A 19,788-nucleotide genomic window follows, 5' to 3' on the forward strand; every position below is an offset into this window, starting at 1 on the left:
ATGGCACCCGCGCAACCGGTTGGCGCGCCCGCGCCGCGTGATGGACGCATCCCAGCCTCGTGTGCGCACGGGTGCCAAAACCGTGATTTTAGCCTCTATGTACATATTCCGTTCTGCTCAGTGCGATGTGGGTATTGTGATTTCAACACTTATGCCACCGAAGATTTTGGTGACGGGATAGGGCTGGGTACGTATGCGGACGATGCTACAGCTGAGATTTTCTTTGCCGCTCGCGCTCTTGAAGCATCCGGGGTGGTAAAGCGGCCGTTGCATACGGTATTCTTCGGCGGGGGTACGCCCACGAAACTCCCTGCGTATGATTTGGTGCGCATCCTGAGAACTGCAATTGATATTTTCGGTATCGAAGATGGTGCTGAGGTCACCACCGAGGCTAATCCTGACTCTGTCACCTATGAGGATCTGCAGACGTTAAAAGACGGCGGATTTACGCGTGTTTCTTTTGGTATGCAATCTGTTGTGCCCGAGGTTTTGAAAGTTCTTGACCGTACCCATACGCCCGAAAATGTTCCTAAAGTTGTGGCGTGGGCGCGAGATATTGGTCTTCAAGTATCGATAGATTTAATTTATGGCTCTCCGTCAGAAACGCTGGAGCAGTGGGAGCAAAGTGTGCAAGCGGCGATTTCTTATCAGCCAGACCACATTTCTGCATATTCTTTGATTGTTGAAGACGGTACTAAACTTGCCGCACAAATTCGGCGCGGTGAATATACAATGCCTGATGATGACCTCATGGCAGATATGTATTTGCGTGCAGAAGATCTTCTCATGCAAGCCGGATATCGGTGGTATGAGGTCTCGAATTATTCTCGGTCTGAGCATACTCGAAGTGACCATAATATGGCGTATTGGCGTAATCAAGACTGGTGGGGAATAGGACCGGGAGCACATTCACATATAAACGGTACCCGGTGGTGGAATATTAAACATCCCGTTCCCTATGCGCATCGCGTTCGAGCTGGGCAGTCGCCGGCCGCAGCGCGAGAGATTTTAGACTCAGATTCTCGTTCTTTTGAGACGATTATGCTGTTGATTCGAGTACGTGAGGGGCTGCCTATGCACGAGCTTCTAGCCGTGCATCCTGCCGCTGACCTGGGGTCTTCTTTACGGTGGTTGCTCTCGCAAGGTCTCATTGAACCCGACATTTTTACAAATACTGGTGCGCCCAACCCTGATGCTTCGGTAAAACTCACACTGCAGGGGCGACTTTTAGGTGATGCTGTTACTCGAGAATTACTTCCAGATATAAAATAAATGTCTCGTAAAATATGCGAGAATACTTACCCCAAAAATATAATTGCCTTAACTTTCAGGATAAAATAATTGAATTACTAGACATTAGGTTGAAACTAAGGTAGAGTTTATATTGGCAGGACGGTATATGTTACAGCGTGTTGTCGTCTTTGCTGAAGTTGAGTGAATACGGTTGAAGGTCCCTTGTGTATCAGGGGCCTTCAATCGTTAACAGGTGTTTTATGTGGTATGTAATATGCGCGTAAAAATAAAGGGCCACATATTCCATATCGAAATAGTGACCCTGGATGCCTTGCCTTATACGATGTATAAGTCTGTTTATACGCGGCGCTCGGCTGCCTGTTGTTGCTGTTGCCCTTCCATTTCTTCTCGGTGCTGCTTCTTCTTTTCTTTGAAGTCTTCAGCAGGCTTGAGGAAAAGGTCAAGGATACGCAGGTTGAGCTTGTACCTATGAGGTTCTCCTTGAGCGGCGTAGATGCCCGCAATTACGGAACTGATCGCCATATAAAGCCACAGAATAGCAGTAAAGAACATCATGAGGCTTGCCATGCCGGGCACGAAGCTCAAAATGAGAAGAACAAGAATCATGATTGAAGGCAGAAGCGTAAAGTTCATGGCTTCACGTGACTCTTGCTCAGTGAAGGGGGCGCGGTCACGATACAAATAGTAGATAGCAGCGGCAGGCAAAAACCCGATGATGCCGCTAAAGTGAGCAAAAGTCGCCATGCTCCGGTCCTGCGACACAGGCAAAGGTGTAATGTTTCGTTTATGCCCCTCCGGGCGAGTATCTTGAACCACAGAAATCCTGATTATTACTCGTCTATTTTGCTCTGCCGTACACATGCCTCAGTTGGTGCACCTGTACAACCTAAAATCCTTATTTATTGTAACGTGTTTTACCGAACGCCTTGCCAGAGGCGCGGCATAGACAACCTGAGCTACTCACATTACCTTATTCAGTCAGAAAATCAATGAGCGACTCAACAGGTCCTAGCAGCGTAGGATCAAGATCAGAATAAGAGTCAACTCGGGAAAGAATACGTTTCCAGGCGTTTGCCACGTCTTCCTGGTTTTGATGTGGCTGTCCCAACCGACGTAGAATTCCTTTCTTCCAGTCCTCACCTCGAGGCACCTGCGGCCATGCCGGAATTCCGAGAACCTGCGGCTTGACGGCCTGCCAAATATCAATGAAAGGGTGCCCCACAATCTTAATATTTCCAGCAGCGCCGGGAACAGCTAAAGCCTCCGCCACAACACGTTCTTCCTTGGTGCCTTTCAGAAGATGATCCACAAGAATTCCAAGTCGTCGCTCTGGACCGGGGGAGAACTCTTCAACGGCAGTTGCTAAATCATCAACACCATGAAGGGGCTCGACCACAATACCTTCAACCCGCAGATCATGGCCCCACACTTTCTCGACGAGTTCCGCATCATGAAGCCCCTCAACCCAGATTCTGGATGCGCGCGCCACCCGTGCTGGAGCGTTTTCAACTGCTACCGAACCAGAACGAGAAATTTTGCGCCCTGAGGTCTTTCGTGGTGTTGGGGCAACAATCTCAACCGGTTCGCCCTCAAGAAAGTACCCGATTCCTAAAGGAAAATTTTTGACCCGTCCGTGAGCGTCTTCAAGCCCGAAAAATATTTCTCCACCGATACGTTCGGCACGCACTACTTCGCCAACCCACCCGTTAAGATCCTCAAGGACCATCCCGCGTTTTAGCTCGACCCGACGAGGAGAAGCAGGCCTGTTATTTATTGAGGCACGTGATAGATCTTGTGCACCCCAAGCGTATCGTTCACTCATATCTTGCATCCTTCGTACAACGGCACCACGGATATTGCCTGGTTTCCGCAGGTTAGCTTCTGGCAGAACCCATCCAATTCTAAAGTATTGATAACTCGCTTCTGGCGAAAGACTAGTACCGTTAGGGGTTACCCGGCTATGATAAAAGTAGTTTTTAGCACTCTCTCAACAAGAGTGCCAGATTATGCTTTTCCAGATTGTTAACCACCGATAGGGTCGCAAGGAGTACCATGTCACACGAACGCCGCATGCGCATACTGCAGGCAATCGTTGAAGACTACGTGCGCACAGGCGAACCCATAGGTTCAAAGACGCTGGCACAGCGCCACCATCTTCAAGTATCCAGTGCCACGATACGCAATGATATGGCAGCTTTAGAAGAACAGGGACTTTTGAGCGCACCGCACGCCAGCGCTGGGCGTATTCCTACAGAACAGGGATACAGGTTCTTCGTCGATGCTCTAACCGCGCCGCGTGCTCTCTCTGCAACCCAAGTTTCGGCGTTACGGCAAATTCTTGAAAGCGCACACAGCGTAGAAGACATGATTGAAGCCGCCACCCGAACACTTGCGCATCTCACGCATCAGGTAGCACTTATCCAGTACCCAACACGTAACGCTGGAACTCTCTTGCATCTTGAGTTCGTACCCCTAGATTCACGCACGCTTTTAGCATTGCTTATCAGTGATCTTGGCACAATCCACCGGGTTACCGTGATATTGCCGGAGACTACAGCCTTATCGCATGATGAAACTGTGTCAGCTCTTGCAGCGATTAAAGAAAACCTGCTTAAAATGCTTCAGGGTTTACCCTTCGAAAACATAAGTGCATTGCTGCCAGAAGCGCATCATCCAGCGTTGCGAGGTCGTTCTCCGGAGCTTACCGAAGCTATCGTGGATCATCTGCGAGCACAACCTTATTTTGAACGAGATATTCGCTTCGCGATCTCTGGCACCTCAAACCTAGCACGAAGTCACGACGACTTCTCGGCGAGCATAGCTCCCATTTTGGATGCGCTCGAAGAACAAGTTACGCTGCTTCGCGTGCTGTCTCACGCATCGGTTCAAGAAGCCGGGTACAGTGTAAGGATCGGTCACGAGAATACGGAGCAAGCGCTTCAAGGAGCTTCTATTGTCACTGGTGAATACGATTCACCCGTTGTAGTTTCATACGGCAAACAACATTTACCAGATAATGAAGGCGCCTTGGGGAAGCATACGGCAAAACTTGGCGTGGTGGGTCCAGTCCGCATGGATTACCGTGGTAACATTGCGGCGGTGAACGCGGTAGCTCGCTATCTAGGTCATGTCTTAGGCACACGAGCATCATGACATCGTGCGAGTAATTCCTCAGAACCCCGTAAACTTACCGATTTTATATTGACACCATATCCGGAGCACTCCGGTACGAAAAGGATAGAAGAAACACGTGAGCGATCACTACTCAACTCTTGGAGTCTCGAAGGATGCAAGCCCCGAAGAGATCAAAAAAGCGTACCGTAAAAAGGCGCGTCAACTGCACCCCGACGTTAACCCATCCGAAGAGGCAGCTGAGGAATTCAAACGTGTAACCCTCGCCTACGAAGTACTCTCAGATAACGAGAAACGTCGTAATTACGACGCTACCGGCGATGAACAGGGTCGTGCAGGATTCCCTGGAGGCGCAGGAGGGTTCGGCGGCTTTGGCTCAGGAAGTTTCGGGTTCCAAGACCTCTTCGATATGTTTACCGGAGGCGGTGGACAAAGCGGTCCCGCATCCCGCGTACGCCAGGGACAAGACGCACTTATCAACGTCTCGATATCCCTTAAAGACGCAGTTTTTGGCGTCGAAAAGACTGTAGAGCTTAACACGGCCGTCACTTGTAAATCCTGTGAAGGTAAAGGAACCGCTCCCGGAACCCACCCCGAAACCTGTGAGACCTGTCATGGCCAGGGATTCATGCAGCGCCGTGTTCAATCCATCCTAGGAACCGTCATGCAGCAGGTAGAGTGCCCCAGCTGTCAGGGATATGGCACCGTCATCAAACACCGCTGCCCAGAATGCCACGGACAGGGCCGTGTGGGCGAAAAACTCCCGCTGACCTTCACCGTTCCCGCCGGTGTTAATGACGGAGCCCGCATACGTCTGCGAGGTAAAGGCGAAGCTGGACTCAATGGTGGTCCCAATGGCGATCTTTATATTGATCTCAACGTTAAGCGCGATAAATACTTTGTTCGCGATGGTGATAATCTCACCACAACGGTGAATATTCCTATGGTCGCAGCCGTTTTAGGAACCACCGTACCCTTAGAAACCTTCGATGGGGTTCAAGAGATCACCATCCCTGAAGGCGCACAAAGCGGCGACATCGTAACTTTGAACGGCTTAGGTGTTACCCGCCTTCACTCCGATAAACGCGGAGACCTACAGGTACGTATTCAGGTCACAACACCGACCAATGTAAACTCCGAACAACGTGAGTTGCTCCAAAAATTCGCTGAAATTCGTGGAGAAGACTTGCACGAAGGCACCCACGTCAAACAAAAACATGGTCTTTTTTCGCGACTCAAAGACCAATTTAAATAGACAACATTCTTTGTATCCGAAGTGTTCTGAAAATCCTAGTACGGTAAGATGAAACACTTCGGATACAGCTTTATCAAGGATCTTATGAGCGCCCCCATTTTCTACATTACCGCCAAAGAGCTAGCCAGCTGCACGGCAGGGAGTACATTTACTCTAACTGGCCCGGAAGCGCATCACGCCAAGGTGAAACGCTTAGCTATAGGGGAGAACCTTGACCTTGCAGACGGCCAAGGGCATCGTATCCATGGTATTGTTTCAGCGATTTCCTCTAAAGGACTTGAAGTTACAGTCCAAAACCTAGATAAGGATGATAACAGCCTCTCAGTTTCCCTTGTGCAGGCACTCGCCAAAGATAACCGAGACATATTGGCAATTGAGACCGGCACCGAACTTGGAATTCGGAGCGTTATCCCGTGGAGTGCCGATCGCTCTATCGTGCGGTGGAAAGGGGAACGCGCTACTAAAGCTCACCAAAAGTGGCAAAATACTGTCTCTGCCGCCGCTAAGCAATCGCGTCGAGCGCTCATTCCTACCGTGGAAGAGCTGTATTCTTCGCAGGAACTCGCAGAACACATACGCGAGCTCACGGATCAGGGAGCGTATGTCTATATTCTGCATGAACAGGCCACTGAACCCTTAAGCGAATATCTGCGAAAGATTGGGTACAGCCCTGATAATCCCACCAGAATTTATATTCTTGTAGGACCTGAAGGAGGCATCACCGAACGGGAAATCGAACTTTTCACGCGGGCGGGTGCGCACAAGGCACTGTTAGGAACTGAAATTCTGCGAGCCTCCACTGCTGGTGCCGCAGCACTGTGCACTATCAACGTAGTGTTGGGACGCTGGTAAGTAACGTTACACTTATTTAAGAACCAACAAGCCAAGGAGCTTACTTTTGACGACTACCTCACGACCCCTCTCAACGGCACGTACCGTATCTTTCAAAAGCGCCGCAGAGATGATAGCGGTTCTTGGCCCTCAAGACGCGCATCTCACTATTGTTGAGGACTATTTCGACAATATTTCAATTCGTCCCAAGGATCTTGATCTTCTTATTTCCGGTCCGTCCGTATCTGTTACCACGGTTGCGAAGCTTCTCAATGAACTCCGTGTATTCGCTAGTCACGGTACACAGATTACAGTACAAGTTATCCATCGTCTGATGGGTATGCTCGGTGATGAACTTTCAAATCCGGCGCATACGCTCTCAGCGAGTATTCTTTCAACACGCGGTACGACGATTCGCCCGAAGACGGTAAACCAGAAAAAATATGTGGATGCTATTGACGCAAATACTGTTGTCTTCGGCATTGGTCCCGCTGGTACCGGTAAAACATATTTGGCTATGGCAAAAGCAGTGCAAGCCCTACAAAGCCGCGAGGTTAACCGAATTGTCTTAACTCGCCCCGCAGTAGAAGCAGGCGAGCGTCTAGGCTTTTTACCGGGAACTCTCAACGATAAGATTGACCCTTATTTGCGTCCTCTCTATGATGCTCTACACGACATGCTTGAACCGGAGGCTATCCCTAAGCTTATGGAGGCAGGAACAATTGAGGTTGCACCCCTCGCATATATGCGCGGGCGTACATTGAATGACGCTTTCGTCATCCTTGATGAAGCACAGAACACGACGGCTGAACAGATGAAGATGTTCCTGACTCGTTTAGGTTTTGGCTCCAAGATGGTAATTACCGGCGATATTACACAGGTTGATTTGCCGGGTGGCCAAGCTTCGGGGCTTAAACAGGTGCGTAATATTTTGACCGGAGTTGATGACATTGTTTTTAGCACCCTGGATTCCTCTGATGTCGTGCGCCATAGTCTAGTGTCTAACATTGTCTCCGCGTACGATCAGTGGGGCGAAGATCAAAAGGCTATGGAACGTAAACGTAATCGTAAAGTTAAGCGCGCCACGATTGAAGCTGCGGCTGAGAAACTTTTGGATCGAGCCGGAATTAACGGTGGTGAGTCTGGGGAGAACCAATCACAGCAGAAGGGCGGACAACGCTAGTGGCTGTACTTGATTTTCATGTTGAGGACCCTAATGAGAAGCCTGGTAACGTCACGACTCAGCTTGTTCATGATGCTTTTGCGTCAGTAGATATCGAAGTTCTCAGCAATCTGGTGGATTACATCTTCGCGAAGCTTTTCATAAGCAAAGATACTTATCTCTCTATCGCCGTTGTTGGGGAGAAGCAGATGGAGAAGATTCATCTGGAATGGATGGACTTACCTGGGGCAACCGATGTCATGAGCTTTCCAATGGATGAGCTTGTTCCCGGCACTGAAGATGAGCTTGCCCAGGGTATGCTGGGCGATATTGTGCTCTGCCCGTCGGTTGCGGCTCGTCAGGGTGCTGATGCCGGGCATTCCACGCTTGATGAGCTATGTCTGCTGACAACGCATGGGATTCTCCATTGTTTGGGGTATGATCATGGGACTGCACAGGAAGAAGCTGAAATGTTTGGGCTTCAACGCTCTTTGCTTGAAGGCTTCTTGGGACGCGCTGCCCCCGTCGAGACTCGACATTAGGGGTATTTATGGCCGGGCTATTACTCTTTATCCTTGCTCTAATCGCAACGGTTTTAGCGTTTACAATCACTGTTGTGGAAACCGCCTTTGTCTATTTACCACGCACTGAGGCAGAGGAAGTCGCGCAAGAACACCCACATAGTGTTTTTGCGCGGGTTTTGACCGAAGCAAGTACCGGAAATGACGAGCGGTATACGCATCCCTTGCGGCTGGCGCGGGTTCTTACAACCGGGGTGGCTACTCTTGCCTTTATGGTCGCTATCCTTAGCATAGTCGAGCATCACTGGCTGGCTGGGCTTATTACTCTGGCATGTGTCGCGTTAGTGGGATATCCGCTGCTTACGGTGTTGGCCCGGGCTTTAGGCCGTAACCGCGCGGTTGTGATGTTAAAAGGTCTTGCTGCTCCTGTGCATTTCACCGCGATTACTCTCGGGTGGTTGTCGTCTTTTCTTGATGCACTTGTACATAAGGCAGCACCACAGCGTGTTTTAGATGGTCCTGCCGGTGTTTTTGCCGAAGATGAGCTTCGCGAGTTCCTGGACCGTGCCTCTGATGCTGAGACTATTGAAGATGATGAGGCACAGATTGTTCAGTCGGTTTTCGAGCTTGATGATACGCGCATCCGCTCTATTATGGTGCCGCGCACAGATATGTTGACTGTTGAGGCTAATGAGAGTATCGAGAACGCGCTTAGCCTTTTTCTGCGTTCGGGATATTCGCGTATGCCGGTGATTGGGGAATCAAACGACGATGTGCTTGGCATCCTATATCTCAAGGACTGCATGCAGGCTCATCTTGCCCATAGCCGCGGTGATGCGCCAGAGCCTAGCATTATCTCTCTTATGCGTGAGGCACGTTTTGAGCCTGAATCGAAGAAAGTTATGGATCTTTTGCGACAAATGCAACGGGAATCAACGCACGTTGCCGTCGTTGTTGATGAGTATGGCGGTACCGCCGGTATGGTCACGCTTGAGGATCTTATCGAAGAGCTCGTTGGCGATATTTCGGACGAATATGACAACGAGAAACCTGAGTATTCCCTTCAGGAAGATGGAAGCTTCAAAGTTTCGGCGCGCCTAAGCGTTGAAGATCTTGGAGAAATTTTTGGGATTGACCTTGACGACGAAGATGTAGATACCGTAGGCGGTTTGTTAGCGAAGCACCTAGGGAAAGTACCTATCGTGGGATCTGAAGTTACGGTTGAGGGTATTACCATTCGTGCCATTGGTAGCAGCGGGCGGCGCCATCAAGTCGATATGTTACGAGTGTACCGTCAAGAATCGCAGCCTCACTTAGGCGAAGAATCAAACTCACCGGAGGGCACAGGCTTCAACACGCCGCTAGATTCATCTTCTTCTTAGCAAACATTCAACTAATTTTTATACGCTTAGTATTTCATCAGAAACGAGGAATCATGGATATCGAACGTGGCGGCTCTGCTCAGCCTGCTTTCCCTGAGCATTATCGTGCAGGGTTTGTATCTTTAGTGGGGCGTCCCAACGCTGGAAAATCAACCCTTACGAATGCTTTGGTAGGGCAGAAGGTGGCGATTACATCAAGTCGCCCCCAAACAACACGCCACACGATTCGCGGTATTGTGCATCGAGACGATTATCAGCTGATCCTTATTGATACTCCAGGTATTCACCGCCCTCGTACCCTTTTGGGGGAGCGACTTAATGATCTTGTTGCGGGCACTCTTTCTCAAGTGGATGTCCTGGGGTTTTGCATCCCAGCAAACGAGAAAATTGGTCCCGGTGACCGTTATATTGCTTCTCAGTTGGTGGCTTCAAGTAATAAACCTGTCGTGGCAATAGTCACAAAATCTGATACTGTCGGTAACGATCAGCTTTCTGAACAGCTTATAGCGGTGCAGGCTCTTGGCGAAGAGGTAATGAGCGCAGAACGCGCTGATCGAGCCCGCCGGGCTACGCATCGTGAGAATCGTGTATCGCGTAGCAAGAAAGACAATAAAAATATTATACCTTTTGCCAAAGGTTCAGGTCCCGCAGCTCAACGACGAACTGGTAAAAATTATGAGCCCACAGTCCATGACGGTCAGGGTGGTTGGGCTGATATTATCCCGGTTTCAGCGGTACAGCACTTTCAAGTCGATGCCGTTGCTGACGTTTTAGCAAGTTACATGCCGGTTTCACCTCCACTCTATCCTGAGGGTGAACTTACAGACGAACCTGAAGCTACCATGATCGCAGAATTTGTGCGTGAGGCCGCCTTAGAAGGCGCGCGTGAAGAACTGCCTCATTCTATTGCCGTTACCGTTGAGGAAATGAACTTTCGAGAAGGCCGTTCAAAAGATAACCCCTTGCTGGATGTACATGTTAACCTGTTTGTGGAACGCGAATCGCAAAAGTACATTATTATCGGCAAGGGTGGTTCTCATCTTCGGAAGATTGGTACACAAGCGCGTGAGCAGATTGAGGCTATGCTAGGCACTCGTGTATACCTCAATATTCATGTCAAGGTAGCTAAAGAGTGGCAATCTGATCCCCGAGCGCTGAATCGTCTAGGTTTTTAAGCGGTCCTGATACATAGAAAGAGAGTTGGTATGCCTCAGGCACCTTCTATGAAGAGTAGTGGTCGCCATATGCGCCACGGCATCATGAAGTCGGCGCGTAACAAGTGGATTGCGCTCTTGAGCGTCTGCATGTTGGTTGTCCTCATGGGCTTCGGCGGAGCTATTCTGCTACGTCTGCGCGCAAACTTGCATACTGAGCCGCTGAATATTAGTGACTTTACGGGTGCAGTTGAGAATGGTGCACTCGACATTCTGATTATCGGATCGGATACCCGTAAAGGTAATAATGGCGCCTACGGGAACGATGATGACCGCAACTCAGAAGCTCGTTCCGATGTGATGATGCTCCTGCAGATCAGCGCAGATCGTAAGAACGTAAATGTGCTGTCCTTTCCTCGTGACTTGGTGGTTTCGATCCCAAAATGCACCGACCCCAAGACTAATAAAGCCTATGAAGCTGAGGATGATATACAAATCAATGAATCATTGGCACGCGGCGGTCCGGGATGTACGGCAGCTACTATCAGCAAACTCACGGGCGTACACATTGACCACTTCATGCTGGTAGATTTCAATGCTGTTAAAGAACTCTCTCGCGTAGTAGGCGGCGTCGAAGTCTGTGTAGATAACCCCGTCAACGACGAGTACAGCGGATTGAATCTACCCGCTGGCAACTCGAAGGTCGAGGGAGAGCAGGCGCTTGCATTCCTACGTTCACGCCACGGCTTTGGTGATGGCTCTGATATTGGTCGTATTCAAGCTCAACAGGGGTTCTTGTCAGCTCTGCTTCGTAAGGTCAAGGCAGAGGGAACACTCGATAATCCAAATAAACTTTTGAATATTGCGGAGGCTATCACCCAGAACGTCACGGTTGATGATGATTTGGGCAATCCCAACGAGATTGCCGGTATCGGTGCGACCATTGGCGGCATCGACCTGTCCGAGGTGGTTTTTGCAACTATTCCAACCGAGCCGTGGAACCAAGATCCCAACCGCCTGCAGCTTACCTCTGAGGCGCAGTCGGTGTTCCAGCGCCTTCGTGATGATAAGTCGTTGAAGGTTGAAGAAGCTAAGCAAGGCGATAATGCACCTGCACAGCTTGATAAGTCGATACCTATCACCGTGTATAACGCTACGGGCATTGACGGTCGTGCTGCAGCCCTTGCTCGTATCATCGGTAATCTTGGATACACAAGTGTAACCCCGGCAAGTACTGCCGAATCTGTTTCTACCACCACAATTTCTTATGGCGAGGGTTACGAAGCTGAGGCGCGCGAAATTGCTGCAAAGATGAATATCACGCGGGTAGAGCCGAACGCTCAGGTTACCGGCGTAACGCTTACCATCGGCACCGATTTCCCCAGTGGCGATGCGATGGAGAAACAAGATTCGCAGATCGCGGGTGGAGCTGCCGGTCAGACTGCTGATCAGGCCACCTGCCAGCATGCATTTGCTTACTAATGTAGTAAGGCTTTGACGCCTACTTTACGGGAGGTGCCGCCTAAGGTTTTAAACCTTAGGCGGCACCTCCCGCTTCTGCTTCAGCAGGTACGTCTTGGAAAATTTCTATTCCATATGATGGACGAGAGGAGTGTTGGGAAATAGCTCCTCTTCTGTCTCGTGGTAGCGTTGAGATATGAAGACTCTCGGCGACTGTGCAGTTTCGCATCTGCTTCTCCTTATTCGCCGGAACGGGGCTTAGTTATTTCCGCACCCGTTCCGGGTATTTTGTGCGGCGCATTTTCGCGATTTATCACACCCGTTTATGAGCCTAATTTCAAGGCACGATTCTCAAGGAATTTAGTATGCAAAACTTCCAGCAGCCTTCGTCCATGCCAGTACATAAGTATCGTCCTTTTCACGAGCAGATTAAAGTCGATCTGCCGGATCGTACTTGGCCTTCACATGTAGCTACTCAAGCGCCACGTTGGTGTGCAGTTGATTTGCGTGACGGCAACCAAGCATTGGTCGATCCCATGGACACAAAACGCAAACTGGCGATGTTCGATTTACTCGTTCGTATGGGGTACAAAGAAATTGAGGTTGGTTTTCCCTCAGCTTCACAAACTGATTTTGATTTTGTGCGCACTCTGGTAGAAGACGGACATATTCCGGAAGATGTCACCATTCAGGTTTTGGTACAGGCACGAGAGCATCTGATTGCTCGTACCTTTGAAGCCATCGAAGGCGCTCCTCGAGCCATTGTTCATTTTTATAATTCAACTTCTGTGCTGCAGCGCCGCGTAGTATTCCGTCAAGATGAAGACGGTATCTTGGATATTGCTCTGCAGGGTGCACGCCTGTGTAAGAAATACGAAGAGCAAATGATTACGGATACCAAGGTTCTGTATGAGTACTCGCCGGAATCTTTTACGGGGACCGAACTTGAGTATGCGGCGCGCGTATGTAATGCCGTCGCAGATGAGCTTGAGGTCGGCGTCAATGGTCGCGAGCTCATCGTAAACCTGCCTGCTACCGTTGAGATGGCAACGCCTAATGTTTACGCAGACTCTGTGGAATGGATGAACCGTCATCTCAATAACCGTGACCACATCGTTTTGTCCCTACACCCCCATAACGACCGTGGTACGGGTGTTGCCGCCGCCGAATTAGGATATTTGGCGGGTGCTGACCGCATTGAGGGGTGTCTTTTCGGCAATGGGGAGCGCACCGGTAATGTCGATCTGGTTACTCTGGGCTTGAATCTCTATACCCAGGGGATCGATCCTCAGATTGATTTCTCTAATATTGATGAAATCCGCAAAACCGTTGAATATTGTAACCAGATGCCGGTTCATGAGCGTTCCCCCTATGGCGGCGATCTGGTGTTTACCGCTTTCTCTGGCTCGCATCAAGACGCTATCAAGAAGGGTTTTGAAGCTCTTGAAACTAGTGCGGCCGAGCAGGGTAAGACTGTGGACGAGGTTTTCTGGGAAGTTCCGTACCTTCCTATCGATCCACGAGATTTGGGACGCACCTATGAAGCCATTATCCGCGTGAATTCGCAGTCTGGTAAGGGCGGTGTTGCATATCTGCTGAAGAAGGATTACGGCCTGGATTTGCCCAAGCGTGCCCAGGTTGAGTTCTCACAGATTGTGCAGGCTCGTACTGATGCCGACGGCGGCGAGATGACCTCGCAAAATCTGTGGAATATTTTCACGGATGAATACTTGCCTGCTCCTGATGATCAGCCTCGTTGGGGTAAGTATCGTATTGAGTCGATCAATATTGAGTCTGCTGACACGGGCTCGACATCCCTTCGCGTAGGGCTGAATATTGATGGTCATCTCTTTACCCGTACCGGTACGGGAACTGGTCCCGTGGATGCGCTTCAGAGTATTCTTCGTGACGAAGGCGTAGATCTGCGTGTGCTCGATTATTCTGAACACACCATGTCCTCCAGTTCAACCGCAAACGCTGCCTGCTATATTGAGGTTGCTATTGATGCGCGTGTGCTTTGGGGCATCGGGGTGGATGACTCGACCACTCGTGCAGCGCTGAAGGCTATGGTTTCAGCTGTGAACCGTGCGTTGCGTGATGAAGCGCATTCATCATCCATCTAAAGGTAAATCCTGCCTGTAAACACGGGGTTCTAGTGGTACATGTGCTGCTAGAACCCTGCTGTTTGTTAGGGAACGCGTGAGGACGACGGTTCACAAACCCAGACATGCGTTATCAGGTACGGTATTCTTGATTATCGTGGAGTATATTCAAGCAATTATTCTAGGTTTCGTACAGGGCCTTACCGAGTTCCTTCCGATCTCGTCGTCTGCCCATTTGCGCATTGTCGGTCAACTGTTGCCCGAAAATGTTGATCCTGGTGCCGCTTTTACCGCTATTACCCAGTTGGGGACTGAGACGGCGGTTCTAGTCTTTTTCTGGCGTGATATTGTGCGTATTATTCGTGCCTGGTTCGGTTCGCTCACCGGTAAAGTCAAGCGAGATGACCCTGATGCACGTATGGGATGGCTCATTATTATTGGTTCAATCCCCATTGGTGTTCTGGGTTTCCTCTTGGAAGACTACATCGACACCTCGTTCAGGTCTTTGTGGATTGTCGGGGCGCTTCTGATCGTTTTTGCTGTCTTCCTTGCGGTGGCCGATCGTTTCGGTAAGGAACAACGAGAGCTTAAAGACCTCAATATGAATCATGGTCTAGTCTATGGTTTGGCACAATCCTTAGCTCTTATCCCAGGTGTTTCTCGCTCGGGCGGCACCATTATGGCTGGCTTGTTCATGGGATACACTCGTGAGGCTGCAGCCCGCTACTCATTCCTGCTGGCGATGCCTGCTGTGTATATGTCTGGGCTTTATAAGGCCAGTAAAGTGGTTATCGGTCAAGAACACCTAGAGTATTACGGTTTGCTCTCCACGCTCATCGCAACTGTGATTGCTTTTGTCGTTGGTTATTTGATCATCGGTTGGTTCCTCAAGTACGTATCGACTCGGTCATACAGTATTTTCGTGTGGTACCGCATTATTCTGGGCACGCTAATTTTCGTAGGCCTGGGTACAGGCTTTATTACGTCGTAGTACGCTTTGAGCGTTCACCATGTTATACCCGTCCGCTAGGTTGAGCTGGGCGGGTATGCTTGTAGGTAGATTTTTGGTCGTTGAAAGGAAGCCCTATGCGAGCTTGGGATACGCCCACAGTTCCGTCTCTGCCGGGGTCGGCACCACTACCGCAGATCTTTGATACTTCGACGGGCACTGTGGTTCAGCTTCAAGAGCCCCAACACGCAGGGTTGTATGTCTGCGGGATAACCCCGTACGATGCAACGCATATGGGCCATGCTTCAACCTATGTTGCTTTTGATGTGCTCAATCGTGCCTGGCGTGATGCCGGGGTAACTGTCACTTATGTACAAAATGTGACTGATGTGGACGACCCACTATTAGAGCGTGCCACTGCTACTGGCGTTGATTGGCAAGAACTTGCCGAAGAGCAGACTGAACTTTTCAGGACCGATATGGAGGCGCTTCATGTGCTTCCGCCTGATCATTATGTGGGCGTCGTTGAATCCATTCAATGGCTTTTCCCGGTGATTGAGGATCTTGTTGAACGTTCCCTGGCGTATCGTGTGGCGGGGTATGTCGATGAAAAGGGTGTGCAGCACCCCGGCGGTGATATCTATCTTGATCTAAAGGCGGTACAGGCACTTCCACAGAATGAGGACGGATATTCCTGGACTCCTGGCGAAGTCAGCCACATGAGCCGCGATGAGATGCTCGATATTTTCTCTGAACGTGGGGGAGACCCTGAGCGTTCGGGCAAGCGTGACCCTTTAGACCCGCTTTTGTGGCGTATTAAGCGTGAAGGTGAGCCTTCGTGGGATGCAGGCTCTCTAGGGGAGGGCCGTCCCGGCTGGCATATTGAATGCACGATGATTGCTCGTAAATTTATAGATGGTCCGCTGACGGTTCAAGCAGGTGGTTCCGATCTAAAATTCCCGCACCATGATTTGGGCGCCGGACATTCATGGGCCGTCTCGAACCGCCCACATGCTTTGCACTATGCGCACACTGGGATGGTGGGACTTGATGGTCATAAGATGAGTAAATCCCGCGGTAACCTCGTGCTGGTTTCTAAACTTCGTGCAGCGGGTGTTGACCCCAATACGATCCGACTCACTATTATGGATCACCACTACCGTGAAGATTGGTTCTGGACTGATGAGGATCTTAAGAAGGCTCAGGCTCGCCTAGATCTTTACCGTCAGGCGGTTGAAAGCGCTAACGGTACTGATTCATCTGCGGCTGAACAGGCGCTAGAGAAGGTACGGGAGTATCTGGCGAATGATCTGAAAACATCAGGTGCGCTCATGGCACTTGACGCTTGGGCTATTTCGGCTCTTGAGCAGGTGCGCGATGGTAACGCTGAGCCTTGTGGCGGCGGAGAACTTATTCGAGACACGCTCTCAGCACGCCTAGGAGTTGTGCTCTAAAACAGGTTCTACTATGAACGACTGGTTCCCGTACTAAGCTTTGAGTCTTGATATGGGAACCTTTGTTTATCCATAGAACCGGTAGAATAGAAATAAACTACGTGACAAGGAGACACACAGCATATGACCACTCCCACCGGTGCCATTAACCGCCGTGGTTCATTCCGCCCCGGCGAGCGCGTGCAATTAACCGACGAGCGTGGTCGCATCACCACCATCACTCTGCAGCAAGGTGGGGAGTACCATTCACATCGAGGGTTCCTCAAACACGATGAACTCATCGGTGCGCCTGAAGGAACTGTTATTGAGAACACTCACGGTTTTCTTTATCAGGCGCTGCGCCCTCTGTACAAAGATTTTGTGTTGTCTATGCCGCGTGGTGCTGCCGTGGTGTACCCCAAAGATGCCGCTCAGATTATTGTGAAGGCCGATATTTTTCCGGGGGCTCGTGTTGTCGAAGCCGGTGTTGGTTCCGGTGCTCTTTCTATCGCTTTATTGCGAGCTGTAGGCGATGATGGCTGTGTGCATTCTTTTGAACGTCGCGAAGAATTCGCTGAGGTCGCGCGTGCAAATATTGAGACTATGTTCGGGGGAACGCATCCAGCGTGGAAGCTGAGCATTGGCGATCTCCAAGAGAGACTTCCCGAAGTTGAGCAGCCCGGCAGTGTCGATCGTGTGGTACTTGATATGCTTGCGCCTTGGGAATGTTTGGATGCTGTTGCGCAGGCTCTTGCACCGGGTGGGGTGTTAATTTGTTATGTGGCAACGGTAACCCAAATGTCTCGGCTGGTGGAAGGGCTGCGTGCGGATGGTCGTTTTACAGAGCCTGAGTGCGATGAAACTATGGTACGCGGCTGGCATGTTGAGGGGTTAGCGGTTCGTCCAGATCACCGGATGGTTGCGCATACAGCTTTTCTGATCGTAGTCCGGCGCCTTGCAGATGGTGCAGTTCGTCTTTCTCCGAAGCGTCGGGCTTCTAAAAACGACTTCACCGATGATGATATGAATGCCTGGATTCCGATGAATGTGGGGGAGCGAGAGGTTACTGATAAGAAGGTGCGCCGTGCCCTACGGGACGCTAAAAATCTTGCGGAGCATGCAGTGCATGCCCATCGGGTGGCTGTAGCTGAATCTCAGGAAGAAACTTCTATGCCCAATGGTTTAGATAAACCCGAGTAGGCTTGACCAATATTTCTGGCCCGCAGCGGTGGACAAAAAACACCGTCTATGACAAGTTTGCTGATGAGAGGAAAAGGATTTGACGCCTGAACATATAAATCCGTCTCGGGAATCGTCTTCAGATCCCAAGTCGTCGGCTCGTCAGCCAAGCCCCGCGCCGCATTATTCTGCAGCTCAGAGCCAGAATCCGATTCCTTCTTCTCGCGCTGTAAGCCCCCAAGAGTATGAGGCTTTACTGAGGCGTGTAAGTGCTGCTGAGTCGACTCGCACTAATATGAACCGGCAGTTACGAGCCGCTTCTGAGAAAAATCGTAAATTGGTTGAGGCACTTACTCACTTCAAATATGAGATTGAGCGGCTACGGGCTTCACTAGCGCAAGAGATCATGCCCCCGTTGAATTCAGGAATTATTCTTGCGGTCAGTACGGGACAGCGTATGACCTATGCGCAGGCTGTTGACGATAAGAGCCCCGCTGAAGTTGAAGATTACCTTGACGTTCAGGTTGGGGGACGTCTTATGCGTATTCCGCTCTCCCCGCTTTTGGACCGTAAAAACTTGGCACCGGGTATGACGGTGCTCCTCAATGAACAGTCTGAAGCTGTTCTATCCCTTGGATATGAATCCTATGGGGACGTTGTGACGATTCGTGAGGTTCTGAGTCCCCAGAAAGTGCTCATCGATACTGCTTCTGGTGCTCAGCAAGTTGCCCGTGTCTCAGGGGAGCTTGATGCCGGCACTCTGCGCACAGGCGATGCAGTTACCCTAGATAGCCGCATCCGGATGGTTACCGGGATAGTTCCGGCAAGCCGCTCTCAAGAACTCGTTCTCGAAGAGATTCCGGATATTTCTTACGAAGATATTGGTGGCCTCGGAGCGCAAATTGAGCAGATTCGTGATGCCGTTGAGCTGCCTTATCTGCACCCAGAGATTTTCGAGCGTTACCATTTGGCACCGCCCAAAGGTATATTGCTCTACGGACCGCCCGGAAACGGTAAGACCATGATTGCCAAAGCTGTGGCAAACTCACTGGCGGCGCGTGCTGCCGCGTTAAACCCAGGTACAAATACTCGCGGTTATTTCCTTAATATCAAAGGCCCAGAGCTCCTCGATAAATTCGTGGGAGAGACCGAACGGCAGATCCGTGATATTTTCGTGGCGGCGCGGGAAAAAGCCCAAGCTGGTCACCCAGTCGTTGTGTTCTTCGACGAAATGGAGTCACTATTCCGTACCCGTGGCACGGGGCGTTCTTCAGATATAGAAACCACCATCGTTCCACAGCTTCTTGCTGAAATCGACGGCGTTGAATCCTTACAGAACGTTATCGTCATCGGCGCCACAAACCGTGAAGACCTCATTGACGCTGCAGTTATGCGCCCAGGGCGCCTCGACCTGAAAATCCGTATTAACCGTCCAGATGCCTCTGGAGCTACCGAGATTTTCGGGCTATATCTCACGGACGATCTGCCTCTAGATCCCCACGAAGTCGCCAAGCACGGTTCGGCAGAGGCGACGCTAGCAGCCATGATCTCTGCTGCCGTCGCGCAGCTTTATGCTCGTACTTCCGCTAACGCCTATGTAGCAGCAACTTTGGACCAGGGTATTAACACGGCAGATAATTCCCGCCTGCACGAAGAGACCCTATATCGCGGTGACTTTGTCTCTGGCGCCGTTATCCGCAACATTGTGGATCGCGCTAAAAAGTATGCCATCAAGGAACACCTCAGCTACACAAGCTCACCTCCCACCGGTATTGCCCATGAACCCCAACCAGAAGGTATTACCACACGGCATCTTCTCGAAGCGGTTCGCGCAGAATTTGAAGATCAAGTTGAGCTGCCGCCCCTACCTGATGTTGAAGATGCGCTCACCGTACGCGGAGTACGAGGAAGGCTTCTTTCCATCACGCCGCCACATACCGCCACTACACCTTAATCGTTCCAAGAAAGTAACC

At 50.5% G+C, this 19,788-nt stretch carries 16 protein-coding genes; 14 read left to right on the forward strand and 2 right to left on the reverse strand.

What is annotated here, in order from left to right:
• Nucleotides 1-1,272: a radical SAM family heme chaperone HemW gene (gene hemW, locus HMPREF3016_RS09580; RefSeq protein ID WP_048752135.1), complete on the forward strand. Its 1,272-nt coding sequence runs from the start codon at nucleotides 1-3 to the stop codon at nucleotides 1,270-1,272.
• Between the two features lie 318 nt (nucleotides 1,273-1,590).
• Here the strand turns inward: hemW and HMPREF3016_RS09585 are convergent, their stop codons facing one another.
• Entirely contained in the window at nucleotides 1,591-1,998 is a 408-nt protein-coding gene (locus HMPREF3016_RS09585) for a DUF4870 domain-containing protein (protein ID WP_004004700.1), read from the reverse strand.
• A gap of 226 nt (nucleotides 1,999-2,224) precedes the next feature.
• Nucleotides 2,225-3,076, reverse strand: a complete 852-nt coding sequence (locus HMPREF3016_RS09590) for a DUF3097 family protein (protein WP_246822648.1) — start codon at nucleotides 3,074-3,076, stop codon at nucleotides 2,225-2,227.
• A 230-nt stretch (nucleotides 3,077-3,306) separates the two neighbouring features.
• Between HMPREF3016_RS09590 and hrcA the strand changes: the two genes are divergently transcribed.
• The 13 genes from hrcA to arc all read left to right on the forward strand — a co-directional run bounded on the left by hrcA (nucleotide 3,307) and on the right by arc (nucleotide 19,769).
• Nucleotides 3,307-4,407 (forward strand): heat-inducible transcriptional repressor HrcA, encoded by a 1,101-nt coding sequence (gene hrcA / locus HMPREF3016_RS09595; RefSeq protein WP_070450291.1) that lies wholly within the window; start codon nucleotides 3,307-3,309, stop codon nucleotides 4,405-4,407.
• A gap of 97 nt (nucleotides 4,408-4,504) precedes the next feature.
• Nucleotides 4,505-5,641 carry a molecular chaperone DnaJ gene (gene dnaJ / locus HMPREF3016_RS09600; RefSeq protein WP_070741869.1) on the forward strand — a complete coding sequence of 379 codons (1,137 nt, stop codon included), beginning with the start codon at nucleotides 4,505-4,507 and terminating at the stop codon, nucleotides 5,639-5,641.
• Between the two features lie 84 nt (nucleotides 5,642-5,725).
• Nucleotides 5,726-6,493 carry a 16S rRNA (uracil(1498)-N(3))-methyltransferase gene (locus HMPREF3016_RS09605; protein WP_004004696.1) on the forward strand — a complete coding sequence of 256 codons (768 nt, stop codon included), beginning with the start codon at nucleotides 5,726-5,728 and terminating at the stop codon, nucleotides 6,491-6,493.
• A gap of 46 nt (nucleotides 6,494-6,539) precedes the next feature.
• Nucleotides 6,540-7,655, forward strand: a complete 1,116-nt coding sequence (locus tag HMPREF3016_RS09610) for a PhoH family protein (RefSeq protein ID WP_070523943.1) — start codon at nucleotides 6,540-6,542, stop codon at nucleotides 7,653-7,655.
• Complete coding sequence (gene ybeY, locus HMPREF3016_RS09615) at nucleotides 7,655-8,176, forward strand: rRNA maturation RNase YbeY (protein ID WP_070741872.1); 522 nt, start codon at nucleotides 7,655-7,657, stop codon at nucleotides 8,174-8,176. Before HMPREF3016_RS09610 ends, ybeY begins: the two co-directional genes overlap by 1 nt.
• A gap of 8 nt (nucleotides 8,177-8,184) precedes the next feature.
• A complete protein-coding gene (locus HMPREF3016_RS09620; RefSeq protein ID WP_070741875.1) occupies nucleotides 8,185-9,537 on the forward strand; it encodes a hemolysin family protein in 1,353 nt (450 codons plus the stop codon).
• A gap of 53 nt (nucleotides 9,538-9,590) precedes the next feature.
• On the forward strand, nucleotides 9,591-10,712 hold the full coding sequence (locus HMPREF3016_RS09625) for a GTPase Era (RefSeq protein WP_070741878.1): 1,122 nt from the start codon (nucleotides 9,591-9,593) through the stop codon (nucleotides 10,710-10,712).
• 30 nt (nucleotides 10,713-10,742) lie between these two features.
• Nucleotides 10,743-12,173 (forward strand): LCP family protein, encoded by a 1,431-nt coding sequence (locus tag HMPREF3016_RS09630; RefSeq protein ID WP_013399089.1) that lies wholly within the window; start codon nucleotides 10,743-10,745, stop codon nucleotides 12,171-12,173.
• Between the two features lie 344 nt (nucleotides 12,174-12,517).
• Entirely contained in the window at nucleotides 12,518-14,275 is a 1,758-nt protein-coding gene (gene leuA, locus HMPREF3016_RS09635) for a 2-isopropylmalate synthase (protein WP_070627804.1), read from the forward strand.
• A 136-nt stretch (nucleotides 14,276-14,411) separates the two neighbouring features.
• Nucleotides 14,412-15,245 (forward strand): undecaprenyl-diphosphate phosphatase, encoded by an 834-nt coding sequence (locus HMPREF3016_RS09640; protein WP_172884759.1) that lies wholly within the window; start codon nucleotides 14,412-14,414, stop codon nucleotides 15,243-15,245.
• 95 nt (nucleotides 15,246-15,340) lie between these two features.
• Entirely contained in the window at nucleotides 15,341-16,657 is a 1,317-nt protein-coding gene (gene mshC / locus HMPREF3016_RS09645) for a cysteine--1-D-myo-inosityl 2-amino-2-deoxy-alpha-D-glucopyranoside ligase (RefSeq protein WP_070450270.1), read from the forward strand.
• 123 nt (nucleotides 16,658-16,780) lie between these two features.
• Nucleotides 16,781-17,836: a tRNA (adenine-N1)-methyltransferase gene (locus HMPREF3016_RS09650; RefSeq protein ID WP_070741881.1), complete on the forward strand. Its 1,056-nt coding sequence runs from the start codon at nucleotides 16,781-16,783 to the stop codon at nucleotides 17,834-17,836.
• A gap of 274 nt (nucleotides 17,837-18,110) precedes the next feature.
• A complete protein-coding gene (gene arc, locus HMPREF3016_RS09655) occupies nucleotides 18,111-19,769 on the forward strand; it encodes a proteasome ATPase (RefSeq protein ID WP_141757720.1) in 1,659 nt (552 codons plus the stop codon).
• Nucleotides 19,770-19,788: the final 19 nt, after the last annotated feature.

It is taken from the genome of Rothia sp. HMSC065D02 (assembly GCF_001815285.1).
Taxonomy (GTDB): domain Bacteria; phylum Actinomycetota; class Actinomycetes; order Actinomycetales; family Micrococcaceae; genus Rothia; species Rothia dentocariosa.